This is a genomic window from Serratia quinivorans (assembly GCF_946227985.1).
Classification (GTDB): Bacteria; Pseudomonadota; Gammaproteobacteria; order Enterobacterales; family Enterobacteriaceae; genus Serratia; species Serratia quinivorans_A.
The window spans coordinates 877554-903600 of the sequence record NZ_CAMKGL010000001.1 but is presented as its reverse complement, the minus strand read 5'-3'; the positions used below and the strand labels follow the sequence as shown (position 1 = coordinate 903600).

The following is a 26047-nucleotide window of genomic DNA, read 5'->3' as shown; positions in this document are numbered from 1 at the left end:
CAATCTGCCCGCCGCGAACTCGCGACCTCAATCGTAAGTTTATGCAAATTCCTGCTTTCATGGCGGAAATCCGGCGGCCAAACGCCGATAATCAGCAGTTGCCAGCGGTACACAGAGCCCGCCAAATCCGGTATAGTCGGCCGATGAACAGATGATGGATTGATTTATGAAGCAGTTTCTTGATTTCCTCCCGTTAATTGTCTTTTTCGCTTTTTATAAGCTCTACGATATCTATGTTGCCTCTGGCGCATTGATTGTTGCTACCGCCCTGGCGCTGGTGTTCACCTGGTTCAAATACCGCAAAATTGAGAAGATGACATTGATCACCTTCCTGATGGTGCTGGTGTTCGGCACTTTGACGTTGGTGTTCCATAACGATTTGTTTATCAAATGGAAAGTGACGATCATTTACTGCCTGTTCGCGCTGGCGCTGCTGATTAGCCAACTGGTGCTGAAAAAGCCCCTGGTTCAACGCATGCTGGGTAAAGAGCTGACGCTGCCGGATAAGGTCTGGAATAATCTCAACCTGGCCTGGGCGGTCTTTTTCCTGGCCTGTGGCCTGGCGAATATTTACGTTGCCTTCTGGTTGCCCCAGAGCGTTTGGGTTAACTTTAAAGTCTTCGGGCTGACCGCGCTGACGCTGGTATTTACCCTGCTCAGCGGCGTTTATATTTATCGGCATATGCCGGAAGAACAGAAAAAATAGTTACAAAATTGTTAATGCCCGTAGCCTTTGCTACGGGCAGTATAGTGAAATCCCTTCTTTGATAAGCAGACAGCTATGACTCAACAACGACCTTTACCCAGTGGCGAAATGGTGCTGCGAACGCTGGCGATGCCGGCAGATACCAACGCCAACGGCGATATTTTTGGCGGCTGGCTGATGTCGCAGATGGATATTGGCGGCGCTATTCAGGCGAAAGAAATTGCCGAAGGCCGCGTCGTCACCGTGCGAGTGGATGGTATGACCTTCCTGAAACCGGTCGCGGTGGGTGATGTGGTATGTTGCTATGCGCACTGTATCCGCACCGGACGCAGCTCGATCACCATCAATATCGAAGTGTGGGTCAAAAAAGTATCTTCCGCCCCTATCGGCCAGCGCTACCGAGCGACCGAAGCGGTGTTTACCTATGTTGCAGTAGACGACGAAGGTAATTCACGCGCCCTGCCCGATGGCAAGATGAACTTCCGCGTGGGCTTCGAAGAATAAGCCGGAATGCAAAAAGCAAAAAGGGTCGCCTGGTGAATGGCGACCCTTTTTTATTGGCTCTGATTTCAATCAGTTCATTTCAGTGGTGCCGTTAATTTTAAAGCGGATACTCATGGTGAGATCCTTCCCTTCCTTCGCTTCATAACGCCACTTACGCATTGCTTGCTTCACTTCTCGCTCGAACATATTGCGTGGTTCTGCAAACAGGATACGCACATTACTCACACGACCATCGCTGTCGACATCAAACTTCACCCGCACATTGCCTTCAATCTGCAATGCCCTGGCACGCGGCGGATAAATCGGGTCGGGACGGCTGAGGGCTCTCGGTGCCACATCACGCGAATTGCCCGCAACCGGCGCTGACGGCGCCTGCTTCACTGGAGCCCTATCGACAGGCTTGGCCGGCTGGTTATTTTCAAACGGCGACGGCTCACGCGGCTCGGTTTTCTGCGGCTCACGCTTAACGGTTTTTTCGACTTTTGGCTTAGGTTTTGGCTTCGGCTTGGGTTTTACCGGCTCCGGCTTCAGTATCGCCTTCGGCGGTGGCTCTGGGAGCGGTTCCGGTTCCGGCTCGGGTTCAGGCTCGACCTGCGGCTCTGGCTCGGGTTCGGCCGGTGCAGGCGGAGGCGGCTCTGCCATCGCGGCGGTATTAACCATCATGACACTGATCGGCGCATCTTCAGGTTTCGGCAACTCCATCACTTCCTTGACAGAAGCATAGAGCAGACCCGCCACCAGGGCGCTATGTAAGCCAACAGACAGGATAATTGGCACGGACAAACGGCGATTAAGGAACATCTTTTTTAGCGGCATAATGATTCTGTTTCCTCTGGTTCGCCAAGTTTAAATGCAAATAGCAATCATATTCAATAACGAATGGCAAACTATCGCTCTAATCGTCATTATTCATCGCTAAAACCTGCAAACTCATGAGGATATTAACCTTTCGTTTGCCTTTTCACTGAGGCTTTCACACGCTTCATTAACCTGATTTACCTGGCCAAAACGAAAAAAACCCGCCGTAGCGGGTTACCTTTAACCAAGGCAGCATTATTCTTCATCGCCGTAATACAACACGCCCAGTTTGATCAACGGCCGGCCCTGCGCCTTACGATGCAAATTGGTGTCACGCAGCGAATAGACGCAGCCACAGTACTCCTGCTGATAAAAGCGTTCACGCTTGCTGATCTCAATCATCCGCGACGCACCGCCTTTTTTGCGCCAGTTGTAATCCCAATACTCCAGATCGGGGTATTTTTCCGCTGCGCGCACGCCGCAGTCGGTGATTTGCTGCATATTCTTCCAGCGGGAAATTCCCAGCGAACTGGATATGGTGTCGTAGCCATGCTCATGCGCGTACAGCGCGGTGCGTTCAAAACGCATGTCGAAGCACATGGTACAACGGATCCCACGCTCGGGTTCGTGCTCCATCCCTTTGGCACGGGCAAACCAGTTATCGGTATCGTAATCGGCATCGATAATCGGCACCCCGTGCTGTTCGGCAAAACGGATGTTCTCCTCCTTGCGCAGCAGATATTCTTTTTGCGGATGAATGTTCGGGTTATAGAAGAAAATGGCGTATTCGATGCCAGAAGCCTGAATAGCTTCCATCACCTCACCGGAACAGGGCGCACAGCAAGAGTGCAACAGCAATTTGCTTTTGCCCTCAGGCAAGTCGAGTTTATCTCTAACCAGTTCCGTCATTTCCTCACCTCTCAATCCTTGTCTCATTAAATCACGCGGCCGCACTATACGAATAAAAGCTAGTCGCTTCAAGGCATAAGCGCCAACCGCAGGCAAATTCCAGCGGGCAGCCATTCCCTTGTATCCCCTTTTGCGCTACTTTAAATTTACCCTTCTATAGCAATGATTTTAAAGGTGAAACATGCTTTATCTGATCTACGCACAAGACGTTCCTGATTCATTGGAAAACCGCCTGTCGGTACGCCCGGCCCACCTGGCACGCCTGCAGGCGCTGCGTGATGAAGGCCGCCTGGTCATCGCCGGCCCCAATCCAGCCATCGACAGCAACGACCCAGGCAGTGCAGGATTCAGTGGTTCTACGGTGATTGCAGAGTTCGCTTCACTGGCGGACGCCCAAGCCTGGGCCGGACAGGACCCCTACGTCGCCGCCGGCGTTTATGCTGCGGTGACGGTCAAACCCTTCAAGCAAGTGTTCTGATTTCAATTGCACCCCATTGGCCTCTGTCGCCGTGGGGTGTTTGCCGATATACGCCATGTTTAGCGTTCCATGGCACAACAACATGCTGTGGTGAATTAGCCGACGTACTCATAGACTAAAACAACTGTACACACATACAGTCATTGAAAGCTATGAGGATCTCAATAATGAACACCTGCCCTGATATCGCAACATTAAGAACGACAATTCCTACCGCCGCCGGCGAGTTGATCGCCGTCACCGCCTATGATGCAAACTGGAGCAGCAGTAATCGTCAGCCAACCGGTGGCGGTGTTTTTGTCGCCAAAGCGCAAGCGACGCCGGCAGACGATGGCGGCATGTTTATTCGCCCTAATACGTCGTGGGTGTGGCTACGTGTACTCGAAGTAGCGGGTACAGTTTCACCCTATATGTACGGGGCTAAAGGCGATGGTATTGCTGATGATACCGATGCGATTCAAAAAGCGCATGACTATGCCAGTTCGCTGCATGAACACACCACCAAGCAATACGTAGTTGATGGTGTTGTTTATACCAGCATTGAGCAAGTATTGAAAAGTGGCATCCTGGTATTTGGCAACGGTCGATTTAAGTGTATGAACACGCTAAAATTTGATACTAAAACCGTCGATTATGACTTTTCTGGCGCATTATTGGATTTCCGCAACTTTATTAGTGGTACTGCGGCAGAACACGCAACCGCGATCCATTGGATGAATACTGATGGTTATCCGCAGGGCAATATGACCGCGAAAAATCTGCGCATGATTGGCCCTGGATCGGATAAATTTGTCGACGGCATGACTTTCCGCAACGATATCATCCCCCCTATCAACAATCAGCCGGCTAAGGATGCTAAGACGAGTTATTCACGTAATTCACTGACCTTCATCGACGGTGGTCTTGAAAGCTTTGCCTTCGGCATTACCGGTAACAACAACTTTTACTTCCTGCGCATGTACAGCTTTATGTTTAACCATTGCCAGACTTGCTATTACTTCCCCAACACCGCAACCAACTCAGGGGAAGAGATGAATTTCCACAGCTGCGTTTTTGCACAAAGTAACTGTGGCGTTAACTTGCAGGGAGGCTACAGCTATTTCTTCAATTGTTCGTTCGACTATATTTACGGGGATAATGGCGCAAAAGATCCAGCGACAAGTCTGGGGAAATATATTCATATCGAAGGTGGGCAACACATTTTCCGCGATTGTCACATTGAAGGTTTCGGACCTAGAAATTATATCGTTAACGTACCCGATAGCAAAAAATGCAAAGTCAATTTTATTGGTGGTTTATTTACCTTTAAGGCTGGCGATCCTTCTCTTGTGAACCAAGCCACCATTTGCAACCCGTTCTACTTTGGTGACCAGGCGCGTGCAGTTTTTCAGGCCGTTAACCTGGGCAAGTTGCAACAAGCAGGTGATGTTGGCGTGAGCGGCTGGGTTGATGGTACCGGCTCGGTATCATTCAGGGATATGCAATTACCGCTGAGCTGGCCATATTTGCTGACGAAGGTACGCACGGATCCCAGCGTTCAGGACAACTGGCTCGATAGCACAACCTATACCAGTGGCGGTGGGAACGATAAATGGACAGAAGAAACCTGGGTGTTAGCGCCGGGAGGAAGTAACTCTGTACGCAAGTCACGTTATGGTTGGGGAACCGCAACCAGCACCAACTTCAGCATGATCCGTCAGACAGGATTAATCTCACTTGGTCGTAATGTCGCCGCAGGTGACGGTGTTTACCAAGCAGTACTTGGAACCATTGCCCTAAAAGGCTACGGTAGCGTCATTCACAATTTCCGTGTCGGTACCTATGCTGGCGATGGCCAAAGTTGCCAGGTGAAAATTATCTGGGCGAAGCTGTTGGAATACGGTCCAGCTCAGGATATTGAGCCCAAGATCCTGATGCAGGCAACGGGACATACTTACACTTATAACTTCAGCGGCAGCGAATCAGAGTTTAAAACAGCGGTTATTCCGGGCCAAATGCAGGGTTCAGATACCCAGGTACCGGCAGTCGATAGGGCTCCAGATTGGGCGACTCATGCGTTCTTACTGGTTGATACCACAAAAATGAAAAGCAACTTTGACCTGCGCATTACGGATGTTTATATGCGTCAAGTCTAAAGGGTTCGATGCTGATAAAGCCGCAAAACACCGCGGTTTTTTTATGCAAAAAAAAAGCCAGCACGGAGTGGCTGGCTAAAGGGTTCTTCGAGGGAATATCTTGTCCGATAAACTTACTCTTTTCGCTTGCCTGTCCGCCAGCTATCGCTGTGATAGGTGAACTATTTTTTCGCCAGAATCAGCGTCTGCATATCCGTAAACATGGCATCCCATTCCTCTTGATTTATTTCCATCAGGCCAAAGAAACGCAACATAAATGCCCCTTCGGTAGCCAGAAAGGCCAATCGTGCCCGCTTGCCTTCTTCGGTGGTTAAATCCAAACCGGCAATTCGGCTGTGGTACCACTCGCGCGTGCTTTCCAAGTGCTCTGGCGTTTGGATCAGGGTCGCCATCAGCCCTGCGGCCTTGGCGCTGGATGCCTGATCGGAGCTTCGGGTGGCCTGCATATGCGCCTGCACTGTCGTTGTGGCCGAGGGACTTTCCCCGGCAATGGCATCGAATACCCGGTCATAGGCTTTACCCCAACGTTCGAACATGGCATCAATTAACGCGTCTTTAGTACCAAAGCAGTACTGCACCCCGCCCTTGGAAATCCCCATCGCCTTGGCGACAGAATCAATGGTCAAACCGGCAGCACCCTGCCTGGCGACAATCTCCTCCGCCATATCCAGCACCCTGTCGCGATCGATGCTCCGTTGACGTCCCATTGAGAAACCCTCTTTTCAATACATACGTATGGATATATATTACGCCAGTATACCATCCGGCACGTTCGGGTGGTGACCTTATGGCAACGCATCCGCGTCGCCTGCTTTTTTGGAATAATATTATGCACGCAAACAACCGCTGGTTGATCCTGGCAATGATCTCCAGCGCGCTATTTTTGATCATTATCGATATGACGGTGCTATACACCGCATTGCCACGGCTGACCCAGGCGCTGGATGCCAGCGCGTCACAAAAATTATGGATTGTGAATGCCTACCCGCTAGTGGTCGCCGGTTTACTGCCCGGTGCGGGTATGCTGAGCGATCGCATTGGTCATAAACGGCTGTTTATGGCCGGGCTGCCGGTGTTTGCCGTCGCCTCCCTTTGTGCGGCCTTTTCTCCTTCAGCCCAATGGCTGATCGCCGCCCGCGTATTTCTTGCGGTAGGTGCGGCAATGATGATGCCGGCCACATTGTCCATTGTCCGCCACGTTTTTACTGACGAGCGCGAACGCGCCCTGGCGATTGGCATTTGGGCGGCGGTCGCGTCCGGTGGCGCCGCTATCGGCCCGGTGGTCGGTGGCGTCTTGCTGGAGTATTTCTGGTGGGGATCGGTATTTTTGATCAACGTCCCTGTGGTCATGGTGGTGCTGCCGCTGGCCTGGCGATTGATACCGCACTGCGGTGGGGAAAATAAACGCCCTTACGATATCATCGGCTCAGTGCAGATCATGGCCGGTCTGGTGGGTAGCATCTATGCCCTGAAGGAACTGAGCAAAGCAACGCCCTCTATTTCTGCGCTGGCGATCGCCGCCGCCATCGGCGTTTTGTCGCTCTGGCTGTTTGTTCGTCGACAGCGTCAGGCGCGCTACCCGATGATCGACTTCTCACTTTTCCAGAATCGGCTGTTTGCCGGCGGCGTCGGCGTGGCCCTGGTGTCGATGATTGCGCTAGTCGGTGTGGAGCTGGTACTGACACAACGCCTGCAATTGGTGCTTGAGTTGAGTCCATTACAGGCCGCGCTGTTTATTCTGCCGATCCCGGTGGCGTCCGCACTGGCAGGCCCACTGGCCGGCTTACTGCTGCCACGCTACGGCGAGCGCAACATGATATTCGGTGGATTGTTCCTGACCGGCCTCGGCATCGGCGGGCTGGCCCTGCTTTACCAGAACAGCCTGATATCACAGTTGGTTTGTCTGTTTATCGCCGGTTTTGGCATCGGTGGTGCCATTACCGCCGCGTCGACCGCCATCATGCTCAACGCCCCGGAAGAAAAATCCGGCATGGCTGCCTCGATCGAGGACGTGTCCTATGAGCTGGGTGGCGTGCTCGGTATCACCTTGCTGGGGGGATTGATGACCGCCGTCTATAGCCACAGTCTGGTGTTACCCGACGCTCTGCCGGTGGGTGACGTCGCCTACGACAGTATTGATGAAGCCCTGCGGCTGGCCGCCAATCTGGCTGTCGAACAAGCCGAACAACTGAGGCAACTGGCCCGCTTGGCTTTCGATCGCGCATTTATCGTGGTGCTGATCGCGGCGGCATTACTGATGGCGCTAAGTGCCGGCGTGGCAAAAATGGCCTTACGCAAGTAATGATACCAAGGCGCTGTTGTTGTTAACGCTTTCTGCTTAAACTGAATTGGCAATTTGCTTGTCGGATTTTTCGTTATTGGTTTCAGCGATTTCATTGATACTTTTGATCGTCTTTAACCCTGCGATGAATCTGGTTACTGTGTTTGTTATGGATATTGTGTAAATCATCGAATCAAATAATCAGGAGAAGATTATTATGGCAACGACGAAGAAAGCAGCGAAAAACCATATCGGCCTGGACAGCAAACAATCGGCAAAACTATCGGAAGCGTTGAATGCGCTGCTGGCAAATTATCAGGTGCTGTATATGAACGTGCGCGGCTACCACTGGAATATTTCCGGCCCGCACTTCTTTGAACTGCACGTCAAATTTGAAGAAACCTATAACGATCTGTTAACCAAGGTTGATGAGCTGGCAGAACGTATTCTGACTCTGGGGTCGCAACCGCGTCATGCCTTCAGCGATTATCTGAAAACGTCTGACATCAAGGAAGACACTAATGTCACCGACGATAAAGGTACGCTGGGTGGTTTACTGCACGGCTATTCGGTGCTGCTGCAACAGCAGCGTGACCTGTTGACGCTGGCCGCCGATGCGGGGGATGAAGGCACCGCTTCCCTGATGAGTGACTATATCAAAGAGCAGGAAAAACAGGTTTGGATGCTTAACGCCTATCTGGGGAAATAATTCCCGGCAGCCAAAACCCGATTTTCCTTCTTTTCAGTACTCAAACAGTCCCCTTGGGGACTGTTTTTGTTTTACCACTCGTAAGCCACCACAAACAGCAATGAACGCCGGTGCTGGTCATCCAGGCGACGGCGCACCCGAATAATATGCCGATTGCTGCAAGACTGGCGTTCCAACCAGCGATGCCTCCGGCGCTGACTCTGCCGCAGCATCCGCCAGCGGCCCACCTCATTTCTACTGCGTCTCATCGTTTTGTCACTCATTCGTCAAATGCCAACGGCGGGCATTATAGTCCTTTCATTACAGGATCCAAGCCACAGTTCAGCGTATCTTACTCCAACGGGGAGACGCTCTCTCCCAACTAAAATGTTTTTTTGTTTACAGCAAGTGCCTTAAGCCAATCATATTTTTGCAACATAAGCGCCGAGAAAAGGTTTCCCCTTTAGCGTTCTGTGCGTACACTCATCGTTGGTGGTTTGCGAACGGGATTTTTCGCCTTTATGACAACATTTTATACCGTAATCAGTTGGCTCATGGTGTTTGGTTACTGGCTGCTTATCGCTGGTGTGACACTGCGTATTCTGATGAAACGCCGCGCCGTGCCTTCCGCTATGGCCTGGTTGCTGGTGATCTATATTTTGCCGCTGTTCGGTATTGTGGCTTATTTATCTTTTGGTGAATTACATCTGGGCAAACGCCGTGCCGAACGCGCCAAGGCAATGTGGCCTTCTACCGCACGCTGGCTGAGCGAATTAAAAGAGAGCCAGCGCATCTTCGCCACCGATTACAGCGAGGTCGCCAGACCCCTGTTCCAACTGTGCGATCGCCGTCAGGGCATCGATGGCGTTAAGGGCAACCAACTCCAGTTACTCACCACTACCGATGCAACGCTGAAAGCGCTGATCCGTGATATTGAATTGGCACGCCATAATATTGAGATGGTGTTTTACATCTGGCAGCCCGGCGGATTGGTCGATCAGGTGGCCGAATCGCTGATGGCCGCTGCACGCCGCGGCGTACATTGCCGCCTGATGCTGGACTCTGCCGGTAGTTTGCAGTTCTTCCGCAGTCCCTATCCTGGCATGATGCGCAATGCCGGCATTGAGGTAGTAGAAGCACTCAAGGTAAACCTGTTCCGCGTATTCCTGCGCCGAATGGATTTGCGTCAGCACCGTAAAGTGGTACTGATTGACAACTATATTGCCTACACCGGCAGTATGAACATGGTCGACCCACGCTATTTCAAACAGGACGCCGGTGTCGGTCAGTGGATCGATCTGATGGCCCGTATGGAAGGCCCGGTCGCCAGTACCATGGGCATCGTTTATGCCTGTGACTGGGAAATTGAAACCGGTAAACGGATCCTGCCGCCGCCGCCGGACGTCAATATCATGCCGTTCGAACAGGAAAGCGGCCATACCATCCAGGTTATCGCTTCAGGCCCAGGTTTCCCGGAAGAAATGATCCACCAGGCGTTGCTGACGGCGGTTTATTCAGCACGTGAACAGTTGATCATGACCACCCCCTACTTCGTACCCAGCGACGATTTACTGCATGCGATTTGCACCGCCGCCCTGCGCGGGGTTGAAGTCAGCATCATTGTCCCTCGCGACAACGATTCAACAATGGTCCGTTGGGCCAGCCGCTCTTTCTTCTCCGAACTTCTGGAGGCTGGTGTACGCATCTATCAGTTTGAAGACGGCCTGCTGCATACCAAAAGCGTACTGGTTGATGGCCAGCTCAGCCTGGTCGGCACGGTGAATCTGGACATGCGCAGCCTGTGGTTGAACTTTGAAATTACCCTGGTGATTGACGATGACGGTTTCGGTAGCGATCTGGCCTGCGTGCAGGATGACTACATTGCTCGTTCGCAACTGCTGAACGCCGCAGAGTGGCAGAAACGGCCGTTCTGGCACCGTATTGTTGAGCGCCTGTTCTACTTTTTCAGCCCGCTGCTATAAATGCCGTAGCGGGCATGTTCTAATAATGCCAAATCATTTGTTATCGGGATTTAATTATGGATTTGAATAACCGCCTTACTGAAGACGAAACGCTGGAACAGGCTTACGACATCTTTTTGGAGTTGGCCGGCGACAATCTGGATCCGGCGGATATTCTGCTGTTCAACCTGCAGTTTGAGGAGCGCGGTGGCGCCGAACTGTATGACCCGGCGGAAGACTGGTCGGAACATGTGGACTTTGACCTGAACCCTGACTTTTTCGCCGAAGTGGTGATTGGCCTGGCAGACAGCGATGGCGAACCGATCAACGACGTGTTTGCCCGCGTGCTGCTGTGCCGTGAGAAAGACCATAAACTTTGCCACATTCTGTGGAAAGAGTAAGCGGCCGTAAGGCATAAAAAAACCCGCCAAAAATTGGCGGGTTTTTTGTTGGTGGATGAGACCGGTTACAGCGGATCGACCTTCAGACAAGAAACCGCATGGCGGAAGCTGCCTTCCAGCAGCGGACGCGTTTTGGCGCATTCCGGCCCGGCAATCGGACAACGGGTACGGAATACGCAGCCGGATGGCGGGTTAATTGGCGAAGGCAGTTCCCCTTCCAGCAGTTGGATCTGTTTGTCCTTTTCCTTATCCGGATCCGGGATTGGCACCGCTGACATCAGCGCTTTGGTATATGGGTGCTGCGGGTTGTGATACACCTCGTCATAGGTGCCCAGCTCCACCGCATGGCCCAAATACATCACCAGCACACGGTCAGAGATGTGCTTTACCACCGCCAGGTCATGGGCGATAAATATCAGCGACAGGCCCATTTCGCGCTGCAGTTGCTGCAACAGGTTCACCACCTGTGCCTGAATCGACACGTCCAGCGCCGAAACCGGTTCATCGCAAATCACCAGTTTAGGTTCCAGGATCAGGGCTCGGGCGATGCCGATGCGCTGACACTGGCCGCCGGAGAACTCGTGCGGATAGCGGTTGATCAGGTTTGGCAGCAGGCCAACCTTCAGCATCATCGCTTTAACCTTGTCCTTCACTTCCTGACGCGGCATTTTTGGGTAATAGGTACGCAGTGGCTCGGCAATAATTTCACCGATGGTCATGCGTGGGTTCAGCGAAGCCAGCGGATCCTGGAAGATCATCTGGATATCGCTACGGGTTTTGCGCCAGTCAACGTCACTCATACCGAGCAAGTCTTTACCCAGCCAGGCAACGCGCCCGCTGGTGGCCTTCACCAACCCGATAATGGCGCGGGCGAAGGTTGACTTACCACAACCAGACTCGCCCACCACACCCAAAGTTTCCCCTTCGAACAGGCGCAGCGTCACGCCGTCAACGGCCTTCAGGGTTTTCGGCGGCTGCCAGAACCACTGTTTGTCATCATGAATGTCGAAGTGCACTTTCAAATCGGCCACTTCAAGCAGAACTTTCTTGTCGGTTACCGTACTCATACCAACGCCTCCACCGGTTTAAAGCAGGCACGCAAGCGCCCTTCACCAAACTGCTCCAATGGCGGAGCGCTCGAACATTGCGGCATCGCGTACGCACAACGTGGCTGGAACGGGCAGCCTTTCGGCAGACGCAACAGGTTCGGCGGGTTACCTGGAATGGTCATCAGCGCCTCACCTTCGGCGTCCAGACGCGGTACCGCATTGAGCAAACCGATGGAATAAGGATGGCTCGGATGATAGAACACGTCACGCGCGCTACCGTATTCCATGGTCCGCCCGGCGTACATCACCAGCACTTTGTTACAGATACCGGCCACAACCCCCAGATCGTGGGTGATCATGATGATGGCCGTATTGAACTCGCGCTTAAGTTCATTGAGCAACGTCATAATCTGTGCCTGAACCGTCACGTCCAGTGCGGTGGTCGGCTCGTCGGCAATCAGCAGCTTGGGCCGGCACAGCAGCGCCATGGCAATCATTACACGCTGGCGCATACCGCCGGAAAACTCATGCGGATACATGCGCATGCGCTTACGCGCTTCCGGCATTTTAACCGCATCAAGCATGCGAACCGACTCTTCAAAGGCTTCGCTTTTACCCATTTTCTTGTGTTGCATCAGCACTTCCATCAACTGCTCGCCAACGCGCATATAAGGGTTGAGCGAAGTCATTGGGTCCTGGAAGATCATCGAAATCTCTTCTGCCCGCAGCTTGTTGAGCTGTTTTTCCGGCAGGTTGAGGATTTCACGGCCATTAAATTTGGCCGAGCCGCCAATGCGGCCATTGCTGGCCAACAGCCCCATCAGCGCGAAAGCGGTCTGGGATTTACCGGAGCCAGATTCACCCACTATCCCCAACGTTTCGCCAGCGCGCAGGTCAAAGTTCAGGTCGTTAACGGCCGTCACATCACCGTCCGGAGTGCCGAAGGTCACGCGCAGGTCTTTGACATCCAACAACAACGACGATTTAACGGCGGTGCTGGTTTGCAACTGCGGATTTTCAATGGTGCTCATGATTGCACTCCTTAACGATCTTTCGGGTCGAGGGCGTCACGCAGACCATCGCCGATAAAGTTGAAACAAAACAGAGTGACAACCAGGAAACCCGCCGGGAACAGCAGCAACCACGGTGAAACTTCCATCGAGTTGGCGCCATCGCTCAGCAATGCACCCCAGCTGCTTAACGGCTCCTGGGTACCCAACCCCAGGAAACTGAGGAAGGATTCGAACAGGATCATGCTCGGCACCAGTAATGAAGCGTATACCACCACCACGCCGAGCACGTTCGGCACGATGTGACGCAGTACGATATTGCGGCTGGAAACCCCGCATACCAACGCCGCTTCGATAAACTCTTTGCGTTTCAGGCTCAGGGTCTGTCCACGCACAATACGCGCCATGTCCAGCCAGGACACCATGCCGATCGCCACAAAGATCAGCAGAATGTTTTGACCAAAGAAGGTCACCAGCAGGATCACGAAGAACATAAACGGGAAGGAGTTGAGGATCTCCAGCAAACGCATCATTACCGAGTCAATTTTACCGCCCAGATAACCGGACATTGCGCCATAAAGGGTGCCGACAATGACCGCCACCAGCGCGGCGGAAACGCCAACCATCAGCGAGATACGCCCGCCAATTGCGACACGTACCAGCAAATCACGTCCAGAGGAATCGGTACCGAAGTAGTGCCCCGCGTCTAAAGACGGTGCTGCCGACATCATCGCCCAATCGGTATCGTCATAGGCAAACTGTGACAGCCAGGGGGCTATAATCACAAACAGGGTAATCAGCGCCAGCACAAACAGGCTGCTGACTGCCGCACGGTTGTGCACAAAGCGGCGACGGGCATCCTGCCACAGGCTGCGCCCTTCCACTTCAAGCTTTTCGCTGAAGTTCTCCAGAGCCTCGCTGTTCTTTTTCGTCAACATCATTTGCGTGCTCCAGCTTAATAACGAATTTTTGGATCGATAACGGCGTACAGCACGTCCACGATCGCATTAAACAAAATGGTCAGGCCACCCACCAGAATGGTCAGGCTCAATACCAAAGAATAATCGCGGTTCAGCGCACCATTAACAAACAGCTGGCCAATACCCGGCAGGCCGTAGATGGTTTCGATCACCATAGAACCGGTGATGATGCCGACAAACGCCGGGCCCATATAGGAAAGCACGGGCAATAACGCCGGTTTGAGCGCATGGCGGAAAATGATGCGACGCATCGGCAACCCTTTGGCACGGGCGGTACGGATAAAGTTTGAGTGCAGCACTTCAATCATCGAGCCGCGCGTAATACGGGCGATACTGGCGATATAGGCCAGTGACAACGCCACCATCGGCAAGATAATAAACTTCGGCGCGCCACCGTTCCAACCGCCGCCTGGCAGCCATTTCAACGTGATGGCGAAAATCAACACCAGTAACGGCGCCACCACGAAACTGGGTATGACTACCCCGGTCATGGCAAAGCCCATCACCGTATAATCCCATTTGGTATTTTGATTGAGTGCAGCCACTACCCCGGCGCTAACCCCCAAGACTACCGCCAACAAGAATGCGGCAAGGCCAAGCTTGGCTGATACCGGGAATGAAGCGGCGACCAGATCGTTAACCGAGTAATCCTTGTATTTGAACGACGGGCCGAAATCGCCTTTCGACAGTTGCGCCAGATAATGGCCGTACTGCTTCCAGATCGGATCGTTCAAATGATATTTGGCTTCGATGTTGGCCATCACTTCCGGTGGCAACGCGCGCTCACCGGTAAATGGACTGCCGGGAGCCAGACGCATCATAAAAAATGAGATGGTAATAAGGATAAATAGTGTCGGGATCGCTTCTAACAAGCGACGAAATATAAATTTAAGCATTGCCCTAACCCTGTGCTGCAGCCTGATAACGGCTTATTATTCTCAACATGAGCCGGCGGTTCACACCGCCGGCACTTACCGTATCAATGCTTGATGATGTACAGGTTTTTGTCGTACACGTTATCAAGTGGGTCTTTACCGGTGTAACCGCCAACATAAGGTTTCACCAGACGGGCATTCACATAGTAATAAACCGGAACAATGGCCGAATCCTTATCCAGCTGCACTTCAGCTTTCTGATACAGATCTGCGCGTTCTTCTTTGGTTTTCGCCGTCAGCACATTCGCCATCAGCTTATCGAACTCCGCGCTCTTATAGTGCGGGGTGTTACTGCTGCTGTCAGACAGCATCATGTTCAGGAACGAGCTTGGTTCGTTGTAGTCGGCACACCAGCCGGCACGCGCTACGTCATAGGTCCCCTGATGGCGGGTGTCCAGGAAGGTTTTCCACTCCTGATTCACCAGCTTCACGTCCACACCCAGGTTTTTCTTCCAGATAGAGGCCGCGGCGATCGCCAATTTTTTGTGCAGATCAGACGTGTTATACAGCAGTGAGAAAGTCAGAGGTTTGCCAGGGCCGTAACCCGCGTCAGCCAGCAGTTTTTTCGCTACTTCGTTGCGTTTTTCCTGTGTCCAGCCGAACCACTCTGGTGGCGTCAACTTGGCGCCATCGGTATAAGGAGGGGTGAAGCTGTAGGCAGGCAGATCGCCCTGGTTTTTCACTTTATTGGTGATAATGTCGCGATCCAGACCCAGCTTCAGCGCTTCACGTACGCGCTGATCGGTAAATGGCGCTTTCTGGTTGTTGATCTCGTAGTAATAAGTACACAGATACGGGTCAACGTGAACTTCTTTCGGGATCTCTTTTTTCAACTTCTGGAACAGTTCAATCGGCATGTTGTTATAGGTCATGTCGATTTCACCGGTGCGGTAGCGGTTTACGTCGGTCACTTCCGACGAAATTGGCAGGAACGTGACTTTATTAATGATGGTTTTCGCGTTATCCCAATATTCCGGGTTACGTTCCAGCACGATACGTTCGTTAACTACCCAGTCTTTTAACTTGTAGGCACCATTGCTGACGTAATTCGCCGGCAGGGTCCATTTCTCGCCAAACTTCTCGACCGCATCTTTAAATACTGGCTTCATCGCATAGTGCGGCGTCATTTCAACCAGATAAGGCACCGGCTCGGTCAGGGTGACCTGGAAGGTGTGATCGTCGATGGCTTTTACGCCCAGGGTAGACTTGTCTTTTTTGCCGGCGATAACGTCATCAACGTTTTCTACGTGAGCATATTGCAGATAGCTGGCGTATGGGGATGCAGTTTTAGGGTCCACCACGCGCTGCCAGCTATACACGAAATCTTGTGCCGTTACCGGCTTGCCATTCGACCACTTTGCGTCTTTACGCAGATGGAAGGTCCAGACTTTAAAATCCTTGTTATCCCAGCTTTCGGCCACGCCTGGAACGATGGAGCCATCCGGACCGTTGTTGGCCAGGCCTTCCATCAGATCGCGCGTAACGTTGTTTTCAGGTACGCCTTCAATTTTGTGCGGATCCAGCGACTGTACTTCCGAACCGTTGTTTTTAACTATCTCTTGCTTATCTGCCAGTTGTACGCCCGCCGGCACAACGGCCGCAAAAGCACTTCCGGTTGCTGTGATGCCCAGCGCGGCAATGATGCCGGCCGCAAGGATGGTTTTTTTCGTGATGTTGGTCATGTGTGTATACTCCAGTTTTTATTATCACAGGCTCGTCGTGGAACCTGCGTTGCCCGTGAGCGGACCTTGTTATACCGGCGGCCGTTGAACGAATACGGCAGGCGGATTCCCTTGTATTACTCACCCCGGTTGGCGTGGCGTAATACCCCTCGTTACTGCTTGATGATGTACAGGTTTTTCACATCGGTGTAATCCAGTGGGTCTTTACCGGTAAAGCCCCCCACTGACGGCCTGATCAGCCGCGCACTGACACGGTAATACACCGGGATTAACGCCGAGTCTTTGTCCAACTGAGCCTCCGCTTGCTGATAAAGAGCAGCACGCGCAGCTTCGTCCGGCGCTTTCAGCGTGCTGGCCATCAGGCTGTCAAACACCGGGCTCTTGTAAAAAATGGTATTGATACTGCTATTGGAGAGAACCAGATTCAGGAAAGCGCTAGGCTCGTTATAGTCTCCGCACCAGGTGGCCCGTGCCACGTCGTACTGCCCCTGATGGCGGCTTTCCAGCGAGGTCTTCCACTCCTGATTGCGCAGCGTGACATCCGCGCCAAGGTTTTTCTTCCACATGGACGCAGCAGCGATCGCCTGCTGTTTATTTTGATCTGACGTGTTGTACAGCAACGTGAACTTCAGCGGTTTAGCCGCGCTGAAGCCTGCCTCGGCCAACAGTTTTTTCGCCTCGGCATTGCGTTGCTCCTGGCTCCACCCTGCCCATTCCGGCGCCGTAAATTTGGCACCTTCGGTAAAGCTCGGGGTAAAGCTGTAGGCCGGGATCTGCCCCTGACCCATGATCTTGTTGGCAATGATGTCGCGATCCAACGTCAGTTTCACGGCGGCTCGCACCCGTGCATCGGTAAAAGGCGCGCGCTGGTTGTTAATCTCGTAATAAAAGGTGCACAGGTAAGGGTTAACGTGCAATTGCTCAGGGATCTCGCTTTTCATTTTCGCGAACAGGTTCGGCGGGATGGCGCTGTTGGTGATATCGATTTCACCGCTGCGGAAGCGGTTGACGTCACTGACCTCTGAGGAAATCGGCAAGAAGGTTGCCTGGCTGATAACCGTTTTCTTGTTGTTCCAGTAGCTCGGGCTGCGTTCAAGCACAATGCGCTCATTCACTACCCACTCTTTCAAGCGATACGCGCCATTACCGACATAATTTGCCGGCAGCGTCCACTTGTCGCCAAACTTCTCAACCACCGAGCGTTTTACCGGTTTCAACGAAGTGTGGCTCAGCATGCTGATAAAATACGGCACCGGCTCACTTAGCGTGACCTGCAAAGTTTTATCATCGATAGCTTTAATACCGAGCGTCTGCGGGCTTTTCTTGCCGGTCAGAATGGCGTCGATATTTTCAACTTTGGCGTACTGCAGGTAGCTAGCATAGGGTGAGCCAATTTTTGGATCGGCCAGGCGCTGCCAACTGTAGACAAAGTCTTGCGCGGTAACTGGGGAACCGTCACTCCAAACCGCGTCGGGACGCAGATGAAAAGTCCAGGCTTTAAAATCCTGGTTCTCCCAATTTGTCGCCGCCGCCGCGACCACGTGCCCATTGGCGTCGGTGCTGACCAGCCCTTCCAACAGGTTAAGAATGATATTGCTTTCCGGTATGCCCTCAACCTTGTGCGGATCCAATGAAGCCACTTCCGAGCCGTTGTTAATGACAATCTTCTGCTGCTCTGCCAATTGCACCCCGGCCGGAACATCAGCCGCCTGAGCAGAATAAACGGCACTGATACTCAGCAAACCGGCAATCAACATAGCCAATGGAGTGTGCTTTAGGGGTTGCTGCATGGTCGAGGCTCCTTTTCACCAACAAGCATTGCTTATCGATATTCGTGAAGTATTTATAAGAATTCTAAATAAACAGACACCAGCAAAAATCATTCCCACTTTGTCGACGCGATACTGTTAATTACGCGTAGAAAGTTGCTCGGAAATTAGCAGAAGGCAATTTCCATAGCCAATAATTTTTACAGAAATGTTAAGCAATTCTCTTTTATTGCATCAGACGGGTTTTGTCACCCTGACGGAGGGGTAACAAAGGCGTGATTCAAACTATTGATTTTAATCATTATAAATCAAAACACCACCATCAAAGCCGTACGCAGCGAACCCACACACCAGATAAAGAAACATTCAGTTAACAAAGGCGCCGTTCAAAGAACAAACACCTGCTTATGTGCGGTTAATCACTAATAACACCTGGATGAAAGCGAGACAAGCCCTACAGAATGATGTGATTAAATTAACAACAAATTTGATATTCGGGAGGTGAAAAAGGGCAGGAAGTGAGGAAGATAAGGGGTAAAAACAACGCTTAGAGCTTTTATTGAGCAACAAGCCGAGATTTATGCCACATAATGGTGCAAGTGAAGAAAATTCATTCATATTTCGCACTATATTAATGCGAGCTAATAATAGTTTATATTTTTAAAATTAATTTGAGCCGCGAATCATCCTATTCGCGACTCATTCGGCTGATTACAACAAGCCGGGGAATATCGCCTTTATGCCGGTCACGATAAACTCGATACCCAACGCCATCAGCAGCAACCCCATAATACGGGTAATGACGTTAATGCCGGTTTGCCCCAACAAGCGAACCAGTAAAGGCGCGGCCCGGAACAACAACCAGCAGCAAAAGGCAAACAACGCGATAGCCAGGCTAAAACCCAACAGGTTCTGCCAGCTATGGTAACGGGAGCTCCAGACAATGGTGGAACTGATAGCGCCCGGTCCTGCCATCAGCGGCAGTGCCAATGGCACGACCCCTATGCTTTCACGGATCGCACTCTCTGATTTTTCCTGTTTGTTCTGCTTGTCCTCACCCAGCTTGCCGCTGATCATCGACATGGCAATGCTCACCACCAGGATGCCGCCGGCAATACGGAACGAGTCAATAGAGATACCGAACATGCGCAAAATCCCCTCCCCCAAAAACAGCGAGGTCCACAGGATGATGGCAACCGACAGGTTGGCGGTCAGGTTAGTTTTATTACGTCCAGCCGCCGCCTGGTAGCTGGTCATGCTGATAAACACCGGCAAAATACCCACCGGGTTTACCAGCGCAAACAGGCCGACAAAAAACTTAATGAAGCCGGAAAAATCCAACAGAGATTGGCCCACAAATGACTCCGCTTTAATAGCTCTAAAAGTGACACTGCCTTCGCGCGCTAATGTAATAGAATTGCCACGGGTAATCCATTGCTCATGGGCGAGATTTATCTCTATTTAGATCCGTATCGATAATATAATTCTCTATTGTTAAAGCAATGTACGGTTTATGATTTTTTATGTTGGAAAAAGTGCCTGACATCGCAGTTATCAAGAATGATTCTCAAAAACCGAAGCTGAATGGTGTCAGCTTGCGCTTTTTATGATTTAAATCACAAAATCACTAACCAAGAGTAGTTAAGCTCTTAGTCGTAGTCAGGGAGTAGAACAGGTTAAGGAAAAAGTGGCATCTCTGTTCGGCCCGCTGTCTTCTCCTGCTGAAGCATCGGGTAAAGCTCTTTAAGCAAATCAGCAGCATGCGGCAAAAAATGGCGGAAAGCCTTTGTTTTTAAAACAGCATTTTCCACCGATCTGTCTATACTACTTGCTCGCACGGCTGATTTACTGAAAGAGTTTAACATTATCAGGAGAGCATTATGGCTGTAACAAATGTCGCTGAACTGAACGAGCTAGTTGCACGTGTCAAAAAAGCCCAGCGCGAATATGCCAACTTCACCCAAGAGCAAGTTGACAAGATTTTCCGCGCTGCTGCCCTCGCCGCTGCCGATGCCCGTATTCCTCTGGCCAAACTGGCCGTTGAAGAGTCAGGTATGGGGATCGTTGAAGATAAAGTGATCAAGAACCACTTCGCATCAGAGTTTATCTACAACGCTTATAAAGATGAAAAAACCTGCGGCATCCTGGCCGAAGATCATACTTTCGGTACCATCACCATTGCAGAGCCTATTGGCCTGATTTGCGGTATCGTGCCTACCACCAACCCGACATCTACGGCCATTTTCAAAGCATTAATCAGCCTGAAAACCCGTAACGGCATTATCTTCTCTCCGCACCCACGTGCGAAAAACGCTACCAACAAGGCAGCGGATATTGTGTTGCAGGCCGCGATTGCCGCCGGTGCACCGAAAGACATCGTCGGCTGGATCGACCAACCTACCGTGGAACTGTCCAATCAGTTAATGCACCACCCTGACATCAACCTGATCCTCGCGACCGGTGGCCCAGGCATGGTGAAAGCTGCCTACAGCTCCGGCAAACCGGCAATCGGCGTTGGCGCAGGTAACACCCCGGTTGTGGTTGACGAAACTGCGGACATCAAACGCGTTGTCGCCTCAATTCTGATGTCTAAAACCTTCGACAGCGGCGTAATTTGTGCCTCTGAGCAGTCGGTCATCGTGGTTGACTCCATCTATGATGCAGTACGCGAACGTTTTGCTACCCACGGCGGCTACATGCTGCAGGGTAAAGAACTGAAAGCCGTACAGGACATCATCCTGAAAAACGGCGGCCTGAACGCAGCTATCGTTGGCCAGTCTGCACCGAAAATCGCTGAAATGGCGGGCATCAAAGTGCCGGCAAGCACCAAGGTGCTGATCGGTGAAGTGAAACTGGTTGATGAAACCGAGCCTTTCGCTCACGAAAAACTGTCGCCTACGCTGGCCATGTATCGCGCCAAAGACTTTGCAGACGCCGTCAGCAAAGCGGAAAAACTGGTTGCCATGGGCGGTATCGGCCACACCTCTTGCCTGTACACCGACCAGGATAACCAGCCGGAACGCGTTGCCTTCTTCGGCGACAAGATGAAAACCGCACGTATCCTGATCAACACCCCAGCGTCTCAGGGTGGTATCGGTGACCTGTACAACTTTAAACTCGCTCCGTCTCTGACGCTGGGCTGCGGTTCCTGGGGCGGTAACTCCATCTCTGAAAACGTCGGTCCAAAACACCTGATCAACAAGAAAACTGTAGCGAAGCGAGCAGAAAACATGTTGTGGCATAAACTTCCGAAATCAATCTACTTCCGCCGTGGCTCACTGCCTATCGCGCTGGAAGAAGTAGCGACCGACGGGGCAAAACGCGCCTTCATTGTGACCGACCGCTACCTGTTCAATAACGGTTATGCAGACCAGATCACCTCCGTTCTGAAGTCTCACGGCATTGAAACAGAAGTGTTCTTTGAAGTTGAAGCAGACCCAACGCTGTCCATCGTGCGTAAAGGCGCTGAGCAAATGAACTCCTTCAAACCCGACGTGATTATCGCGCTGGGCGGTGGTTCACCGATGGATGCGGCGAAGATCATGTGGGTACTGTACGAACATCCTGAAACCCATTTCGAAGACCTGGCGCTGCGCTTTATGGATATCCGTAAACGTATCTACAAGTTCCCGAAAATGGGCGTCAAAGCGAAAATGATCGCCGTGACCACCACCTCAGGTACCGGTTCAGAAGTGACACCGTTTGCGGTAGTGACCGACGACGTGACCGGCCAGAAATATCCACTGGCGGATTACGCCCTGACCCCGGATATGGCCATTGTTGACGCCAACCTGGTGATGAACATGCCAAAATCCCTGTGCGCCTTTGGCGGCCTGGATGCGGTGACTCACGCACTGGAAGCTTACGTTTCAGTACTGGCGAACGAATACTCTGATGGCCAGGCGCTGCAAGCGTTGAAACTGCTGAAAGAGTATCTGCCAGCCAGCTATAAAGAAGGTGCCAAGAACCCGGTCGCCCGTGAGCGCGTGCACAATGCCGCGACCATCGCCGGCATCGCTTTCGCCAACGCCTTCCTGGGGGTTTGCCACTCAATGGCCCACAAACTGGGTTCTGAGTTCCACATCCCGCACGGCCTGGCCAACGCCATGCTGATCTCCAACGTTATTCGCTATAACGCGAACGACAACCCAACCAAGCAAACGGCCTTCAGCCAGTACGACCGCCCACAGGCTCGTCGCCGCTACGCTGAAATCGCTGACCACCTCGGTCTGGGCGCTCCGGGTGACCGTACCGCGCAGAAAATCGAGAAGTTGCTGACCTGGCTGGACGAGATTAAAGCTGAACTGGGCATCCCGGCATCAATCCGTGAAGCCGGTGTGACAGAAGCCGATTTCCTGGCGAAAGTCGACAAACTGTCTGAAGACGCCTTTGACGACCAATGTACCGGTGCCAACCCGCGTTATCCGCTGATTGCCGAACTCAAGCAAATCATGCTGGATACCTTCTACGGCCGTAAGTTTAGTGAAGCGGAAGATGAAGAGGTTTTGGTCGCTCCCGCGGTGGCCAAAACCGAAAAAAAGTCCAAAAAATAACGGTTCATTGAACCAATAAAAAAACCGCCGAAAGGCGGTTTGAGTTTGATGACAAAGTTGTCTTTGAATCCGAGATACCCGGGCCTAGCGCACCGAGGGGCACTCCGGCGGGCAAGCCGCTACGACCCCTTCGGCACGCTCTCCCTAATAACGGGCTTTGCCAGTAGTCTGAAACCGCCGAAAGGCGGTTTTTTTATGTGTCACGTTGGCCAGTACCTACCTGAGTGCGCAATAGCGCTCAAACACGCCACAAGGCTTCCTGCGGCGTTCTAAACGCTACTCCAGTGCCTGTATGGCTTCCTTGTAATGCTTGCGGCAAACGGAGACGTAGCTCTCGTTCCCCCCTATCACTACCTGCTCACCGGCATGCATAGCCTGCCCGCTTTCATCCAGCCGTAGCACCATATTGGCCTTGCGGCCGCAATGGCAGATAGTTTTCAACTCTACCAGTTTGTCTGCCCAGGCCAGCAAGTATTGGCTGCCAATAAACAGTTCACCCAGGAAGTCGGTGCGCAAGCCATAGCACAGAACAGGGATATCCAGCTGGTCGACGACTTCGCACAATTGCTCAACCTGCTGTTTCGTCAGGAACTGGCTTTCATCCAACAACACGCAATGTACCGGTTGCTGTTGATGTTCCTGTGCAATCATCGCATAGAGCATCGACTCATTATTATAGAGCTGCGCCTGTGACGACAGCCCGATTCGCGAGCTGACCTTACCGACACCAAAACGATGATCTATTTCGGCGGTAAACACCAGCGTACGCATACCACGCTCTTGATAATTATATGAAGATTGCAACAGCGCGGTAGATTTCCCTGCGTTCATAGCAGAGTAATAAAAATAAAGTTGAGCCATGGGCCTGCAACTCCAATGGTATAAGAAATATTCAAAGGTTGATTCAGAGGCAAAGTGTACCATAACCTGCCAGCCTGCTCACGCCTCTGGGTTAATCAACATCCCGCAAAACGAATGCCAACTTTCAAGTGAAACATTCCGTTTTCTGCACGACGTGCCTTTACATCTATTTACAGGGTAACTCCTGTCTGGCATCACATTTAATTACTGCTAATGATTAGCGTCCGGCATTAATGGTTATGAATGATTGCGCCAACACAGTAAAGCCCCAGCGGCCCCGAGCCGGGGTGGAATTAAATCTATTAACACGACTTAGCGCCATGCCAGAGTATTTAATGACATAAAACAGCCTGGGTACAGTTCTTGACGTTATCTTTACGCGTATACCCCCATTGTTTACAGTGTTTGCATACTTGGGCGCGTGATTTAACCCACAGAATTCGACGTAATATTGATATAAAACACAATTATAACTTAGCCATGAATGCTATTGCGGCATAGCAGACATACCGCCGCTGTTGAAAATTTGACTTAAAAATGACGGTTGTAATACTTATCTCCCCTGCCTATATTAGCCAGAGGGTTCTGGTTTAGTGTTTTAAAAGGTAAATTTGAGCCTTCCTTTTCAATTTGGCTATTGCAGAAAAGAAAAGAGCACTCTATTATTATCCAGACGCCCCCCACCAATATAATTTGAGACTAGGACAATGAGCGAAGCATTAAAGATTTTGAACAACATCCGTACTCTACGCGCACAGGCAAGAGAATGCAGCCTGGAAACGCTGGAAGAAATGCTTGAAAAACTGGAAGTTGTTGTGAACGAACGTCGCGAAGAAGACAGCCAGGCTCAAGCAGAAGTTGAAGAACGCACCCGTAAACTGCAGCAATATCGTGAAATGCTGATTGCTGACGGTATTGATCCTAATGAACTGCTGCAAACTATGGCTGCAACTAAAGCCGCAGGTAAAGCTAAACGTGCAGCACGTCCGGCTAAATACCAATATAAAGACGAAAACGGCGAACTGAAAACCTGGACTGGCCAGGGCCGTACCCCAGCAGTGATTAAGAAAGCTATCGAAGAGCAAGGTAAATCTCTGGACGATTTCCTGCTGTAATAGCATTCCGCTGCAAGTTAAAAAGGCTCCCTTGGGAGCCTTTTTGTTATGCTTATTTTCAGAAGTAGTAGAATCCAAGTCAGGCTTTGCGTAATTATCCTATGTAGGTAACCTTCTACCTCATTGGTCTTGCCTCTCGGCTTTCTGACCTTTACTGACTTTAGCAAAGCATAAAAAAAGGGGCCTTGGCCCCTTATAGCATTTACGCACTGCTCAATTACTGAACTTTATAAAAAGACTTATACCATTCAACAAAGCGTTTCACACCTTCTTCAACGCCGGTTTCAGGCTTGAAGCCAATAACACGATAAAGCTCCGCAGTATCGGCACTGGTATCCAACACGTCGCCAGGTTGCATCGGCAACATATTCTTACGCGCCTCAATCCCCAGAGCCTGCTCCAATGCGCTGATGTATTCCATCAACTTCACCGGATTACTGTTGCCGATATTATAGACATGGTATGGCGCAGAGCTGCTTGCCGGAGAACCCTGCTCAACCGTCCATGCTGCATTTGGCTGCGGAATAATCGCCTGCAACCGAACAATAGCCTCAGCGATATCGTCGATGTAAGTAAAGTCACGGTGCATCTCACCGTGGTTATATACATCGATGCTTTCACCCGCCAATATGGCCTTGGTAAATTTAAACAGCGCCATATCCGGACGCCCCCACGGGCCATAAACGGTAAAGAAACGCAGCCCGGTGGTAGGAAGACCATATAAATGGGAGTAGCTGTGCGACATCAGCTCATTGGCTTTTTTGGTTGCCGCATACAAAGATATCGGGTGATCAACAGAATCTTCGGTCGCAAAGGGTAGCTTACGATTCAGGCCATATACCGAACTGGAAGAAGCATATAACAAATGCTCAACTTTATTATGTCGGCACCCTTCCAGCACGTTTAAATGCCCGATGAGATTCGAGTCTGCATACGCCAGTGGGTTTTCCAATGAATAACGCACCCCGGCTTGTGCACCAAGGTGAATCACCCGTTGAAACTTATGCTCGGCAAACAGCTGCGCCATACCCTCACGGTCGGCCAAATCCAGCTTAATAAACTGGAAGGCAGGTTTATCCGCCAGCAGATTGAGACGAGCCATTTTCAGGCCCACATCGTAATAATCATTCAGGTTGTCAATACCGACAACCTGATGCCCAGCGGCCAACAGACGCTCTGCGGTGTAGTAACCAATAAACCCTGCCGCGCCTGTAACCAGGAATTTCATATTT

At 51.5% G+C, this 26047-nt stretch carries 23 protein-coding genes; 10 read left to right on the top strand and 13 right to left on the bottom strand.

What is annotated here, in order from left to right; all coding sequences use genetic code 11:
• Positions 1 to 166: 166 nt before the first annotated feature.
• Both OCH02_RS04290 and yciA read left to right on the top strand, forming a co-directional pair.
• Positions 167 to 706 carry a septation protein A gene (locus OCH02_RS04290; protein ID WP_135316807.1) on the top strand — a complete coding sequence of 180 codons (540 nt, stop codon included), beginning with the start codon at positions 167 to 169 and terminating at the stop codon, positions 704 to 706.
• Between the two features lie 75 nt (positions 707 to 781).
• Positions 782 to 1210 (top strand): acyl-CoA thioester hydrolase YciA, encoded by a 429-nt coding sequence (yciA, locus tag OCH02_RS04285; RefSeq protein WP_012145405.1) that lies wholly within the window; start codon positions 782 to 784, stop codon positions 1208 to 1210.
• A 69-nt stretch (positions 1211 to 1279) separates the two neighbouring features.
• Here yciA and tonB read toward each other — a convergent pair whose 3' ends face one another.
• On the bottom strand, positions 1280 to 2026 hold the full coding sequence (gene tonB, locus OCH02_RS04280; protein WP_261118443.1) for a TonB system transport protein TonB: 747 nt from the start codon (positions 2024 to 2026) through the stop codon (positions 1280 to 1282).
• A gap of 237 nt (positions 2027 to 2263) precedes the next feature.
• Positions 2264 to 2917, bottom strand: a complete 654-nt coding sequence (locus OCH02_RS04275; RefSeq protein ID WP_261430031.1) for an epoxyqueuosine reductase QueH — start codon at positions 2915 to 2917, stop codon at positions 2264 to 2266.
• Positions 2918 to 3098: 181 nt separating this feature from the next.
• Here OCH02_RS04275 and OCH02_RS04270 point away from each other — a divergent pair, with 181 nt between their 5' ends.
• Positions 3099 to 3395 carry a YciI family protein gene (locus OCH02_RS04270; protein WP_261430030.1) on the top strand — a complete coding sequence of 99 codons (297 nt, stop codon included), beginning with the start codon at positions 3099 to 3101 and terminating at the stop codon, positions 3393 to 3395.
• A 167-nt stretch (positions 3396 to 3562) separates the two neighbouring features.
• On the top strand, positions 3563 to 5530 hold the full coding sequence (locus OCH02_RS04265; protein WP_261430029.1) for a hypothetical protein: 1968 nt from the start codon (positions 3563 to 3565) through the stop codon (positions 5528 to 5530).
• A 161-nt stretch (positions 5531 to 5691) separates the two neighbouring features.
• On the opposite strand, the gene OCH02_RS04260 is transcribed toward OCH02_RS04265, so the two are convergent.
• Positions 5692 to 6237: a TetR/AcrR family transcriptional regulator gene (locus OCH02_RS04260; RefSeq protein ID WP_261430027.1), complete on the bottom strand. Its 546-nt coding sequence runs from the start codon at positions 6235 to 6237 to the stop codon at positions 5692 to 5694.
• Between the two features lie 122 nt (positions 6238 to 6359).
• Here OCH02_RS04260 and OCH02_RS04255 point away from each other — a divergent pair, with 122 nt between their 5' ends.
• Both OCH02_RS04255 and OCH02_RS04250 read left to right on the top strand, forming a co-directional pair.
• Entirely contained in the window at positions 6360 to 7832 is a 1473-nt protein-coding gene (locus tag OCH02_RS04255; RefSeq protein ID WP_261430026.1) for an MFS transporter, read from the top strand.
• A 196-nt stretch (positions 7833 to 8028) separates the two neighbouring features.
• Positions 8029 to 8520, top strand: a complete 492-nt coding sequence (locus tag OCH02_RS04250; protein WP_085117075.1) for a Dps family protein — start codon at positions 8029 to 8031, stop codon at positions 8518 to 8520.
• A gap of 71 nt (positions 8521 to 8591) precedes the next feature.
• On the opposite strand, the gene OCH02_RS04245 is transcribed toward OCH02_RS04250, so the two are convergent.
• Positions 8592 to 8768 carry a YciY family protein gene (locus OCH02_RS04245; RefSeq protein WP_071593055.1) on the bottom strand — a complete coding sequence of 59 codons (177 nt, stop codon included), beginning with the start codon at positions 8766 to 8768 and terminating at the stop codon, positions 8592 to 8594.
• Between the two features lie 252 nt (positions 8769 to 9020).
• Between OCH02_RS04245 and cls the strand changes: the two genes are divergently transcribed.
• Together cls and OCH02_RS04235 are read left to right on the top strand one after the other, a co-directional pair.
• Entirely contained in the window at positions 9021 to 10481 is a 1461-nt protein-coding gene (cls, locus tag OCH02_RS04240) for a cardiolipin synthase (protein ID WP_012145416.1), read from the top strand.
• 56 nt (positions 10482 to 10537) lie between these two features.
• A complete protein-coding gene (locus tag OCH02_RS04235) occupies positions 10538 to 10861 on the top strand; it encodes an HI1450 family dsDNA-mimic protein (RefSeq protein WP_004945300.1) in 324 nt (107 codons plus the stop codon).
• A gap of 65 nt (positions 10862 to 10926) precedes the next feature.
• Here the strand turns inward: OCH02_RS04235 and oppF are convergent, their stop codons facing one another.
• The 7 genes from oppF to OCH02_RS04200 form a co-directional block, all read right to left on the bottom strand.
• The gene (gene oppF, locus OCH02_RS04230) at positions 10927 to 11928 is read right to left on the bottom strand and encodes a murein tripeptide/oligopeptide ABC transporter ATP binding protein OppF (RefSeq protein WP_012145423.1); all 1002 of its coding nucleotides are present in this window, start codon (positions 11926 to 11928) and stop codon (positions 10927 to 10929) included.
• Positions 11925 to 12941 (bottom strand): ABC transporter ATP-binding protein, encoded by a 1017-nt coding sequence (locus tag OCH02_RS04225; protein ID WP_135316816.1) that lies wholly within the window; start codon positions 12939 to 12941, stop codon positions 11925 to 11927. Before OCH02_RS04225 ends, oppF begins: the two co-directional genes overlap by 4 nt.
• An 11-nt stretch (positions 12942 to 12952) precedes the next feature.
• A complete protein-coding gene (oppC, locus tag OCH02_RS04220; RefSeq protein WP_261430025.1) occupies positions 12953 to 13861 on the bottom strand; it encodes an oligopeptide ABC transporter permease OppC in 909 nt (302 codons plus the stop codon).
• A 14-nt stretch (positions 13862 to 13875) separates the two neighbouring features.
• The gene (gene oppB, locus OCH02_RS04215) at positions 13876 to 14796 is read right to left on the bottom strand and encodes an oligopeptide ABC transporter permease OppB (RefSeq protein WP_261109216.1); all 921 of its coding nucleotides are present in this window, start codon (positions 14794 to 14796) and stop codon (positions 13876 to 13878) included.
• A gap of 83 nt (positions 14797 to 14879) precedes the next feature.
• Positions 14880 to 16517 (bottom strand): oligopeptide ABC transporter substrate-binding protein OppA, encoded by a 1638-nt coding sequence (gene oppA / locus OCH02_RS04210; protein ID WP_261430023.1) that lies wholly within the window; start codon positions 16515 to 16517, stop codon positions 14880 to 14882.
• 152 nt (positions 16518 to 16669) lie between these two features.
• Positions 16670 to 18307 (bottom strand): ABC transporter substrate-binding protein, encoded by a 1638-nt coding sequence (locus OCH02_RS04205; RefSeq protein WP_261430022.1) that lies wholly within the window; start codon positions 18305 to 18307, stop codon positions 16670 to 16672.
• 690 nt (positions 18308 to 18997) lie between these two features.
• On the bottom strand, positions 18998 to 19642 hold the full coding sequence (locus OCH02_RS04200; RefSeq protein WP_012145429.1) for a YchE family NAAT transporter: 645 nt from the start codon (positions 19640 to 19642) through the stop codon (positions 18998 to 19000).
• 524 nt (positions 19643 to 20166) lie between these two features.
• Between OCH02_RS04200 and adhE the strand changes: the two genes are divergently transcribed.
• Positions 20167 to 22839 carry a bifunctional acetaldehyde-CoA/alcohol dehydrogenase gene (gene adhE / locus OCH02_RS04195; protein WP_261430020.1) on the top strand — a complete coding sequence of 891 codons (2673 nt, stop codon included), beginning with the start codon at positions 20167 to 20169 and terminating at the stop codon, positions 22837 to 22839.
• A gap of 276 nt (positions 22840 to 23115) precedes the next feature.
• Here adhE and OCH02_RS04190 read toward each other — a convergent pair whose 3' ends face one another.
• Complete coding sequence (locus OCH02_RS04190) at positions 23116 to 23700, bottom strand: thymidine kinase (protein ID WP_261430018.1); 585 nt, start codon at positions 23698 to 23700, stop codon at positions 23116 to 23118.
• 707 nt (positions 23701 to 24407) lie between these two features.
• Here OCH02_RS04190 and hns point away from each other — a divergent pair.
• The gene (gene hns, locus OCH02_RS04185; protein ID WP_006321188.1) at positions 24408 to 24815 is read left to right on the top strand and encodes a histone-like nucleoid-structuring protein H-NS; all 408 of its coding nucleotides are present in this window, start codon (positions 24408 to 24410) and stop codon (positions 24813 to 24815) included.
• Between the two features lie 217 nt (positions 24816 to 25032).
• Here hns and OCH02_RS04180 read toward each other — a convergent pair whose 3' ends face one another.
• Positions 25033 to 26043 (bottom strand): NAD-dependent epimerase, encoded by a 1011-nt coding sequence (locus OCH02_RS04180; RefSeq protein WP_261430017.1) that lies wholly within the window; start codon positions 26041 to 26043, stop codon positions 25033 to 25035.
• Positions 26044 to 26047 lie beyond the last annotated feature (4 nt).

Bases quoted from the DNA above. Each gene is read 5' to 3' on its own strand.
- OCH02_RS04290 (WP_135316807.1), top strand. From the start codon at position 167: ATGAAGCAGTTTCTTGATTTCCTCCCGTTAATTGTCTTTTTCGCTTTT.
- yciA (WP_012145405.1), top strand. From the start codon at position 782: ATGACTCAACAACGACCTTTACCCAGTGGCGAAATGGTGCTGCGAACG.
- tonB (WP_261118443.1), bottom strand. From the start codon at position 2,026: ATGCCGCTAAAAAAGATGTTCCTTAATCGCCGTTTGTCCGTGCCAATT.
- OCH02_RS04275 (WP_261430031.1), bottom strand. From the start codon at position 2,917: ATGACGGAACTGGTTAGAGATAAACTCGACTTGCCTGAGGGCAAAAGC.
- OCH02_RS04270 (WP_261430030.1), top strand. From the start codon at position 3,099: ATGCTTTATCTGATCTACGCACAAGACGTTCCTGATTCATTGGAAAAC.
- OCH02_RS04265 (WP_261430029.1), top strand. From the start codon at position 3,563: ATGAACACCTGCCCTGATATCGCAACATTAAGAACGACAATTCCTACC.
- OCH02_RS04260 (WP_261430027.1), bottom strand. From the start codon at position 6,237: ATGGGACGTCAACGGAGCATCGATCGCGACAGGGTGCTGGATATGGCG.
- OCH02_RS04255 (WP_261430026.1), top strand. From the start codon at position 6,360: ATGCACGCAAACAACCGCTGGTTGATCCTGGCAATGATCTCCAGCGCG.
- OCH02_RS04250 (WP_085117075.1), top strand. From the start codon at position 8,029: ATGGCAACGACGAAGAAAGCAGCGAAAAACCATATCGGCCTGGACAGC.
- OCH02_RS04245 (WP_071593055.1), bottom strand. From the start codon at position 8,768: ATGAGACGCAGTAGAAATGAGGTGGGCCGCTGGCGGATGCTGCGGCAG.
- cls (WP_012145416.1), top strand. From the start codon at position 9,021: ATGACAACATTTTATACCGTAATCAGTTGGCTCATGGTGTTTGGTTAC.
- OCH02_RS04235 (WP_004945300.1), top strand. From the start codon at position 10,538: ATGGATTTGAATAACCGCCTTACTGAAGACGAAACGCTGGAACAGGCT.
- oppF (WP_012145423.1), bottom strand. From the start codon at position 11,928: ATGAGTACGGTAACCGACAAGAAAGTTCTGCTTGAAGTGGCCGATTTG.
- OCH02_RS04225 (WP_135316816.1), bottom strand. From the start codon at position 12,941: ATGAGCACCATTGAAAATCCGCAGTTGCAAACCAGCACCGCCGTTAAA.
- oppC (WP_261430025.1), bottom strand. From the start codon at position 13,861: ATGATGTTGACGAAAAAGAACAGCGAGGCTCTGGAGAACTTCAGCGAA.
- oppB (WP_261109216.1), bottom strand. From the start codon at position 14,796: ATGCTTAAATTTATATTTCGTCGCTTGTTAGAAGCGATCCCGACACTA.
- oppA (WP_261430023.1), bottom strand. From the start codon at position 16,517: ATGACCAACATCACGAAAAAAACCATCCTTGCGGCCGGCATCATTGCC.
- OCH02_RS04205 (WP_261430022.1), bottom strand. From the start codon at position 18,307: ATGCAGCAACCCCTAAAGCACACTCCATTGGCTATGTTGATTGCCGGT.
- adhE (WP_261430020.1), top strand. From the start codon at position 20,167: ATGGCTGTAACAAATGTCGCTGAACTGAACGAGCTAGTTGCACGTGTC.
- OCH02_RS04190 (WP_261430018.1), bottom strand. From the start codon at position 23,700: ATGGCTCAACTTTATTTTTATTACTCTGCTATGAACGCAGGGAAATCT.
- hns (WP_006321188.1), top strand. From the start codon at position 24,408: ATGAGCGAAGCATTAAAGATTTTGAACAACATCCGTACTCTACGCGCA.
- OCH02_RS04180 (WP_261430017.1), bottom strand. From the start codon at position 26,043: ATGAAATTCCTGGTTACAGGCGCGGCAGGGTTTATTGGTTACTACACC.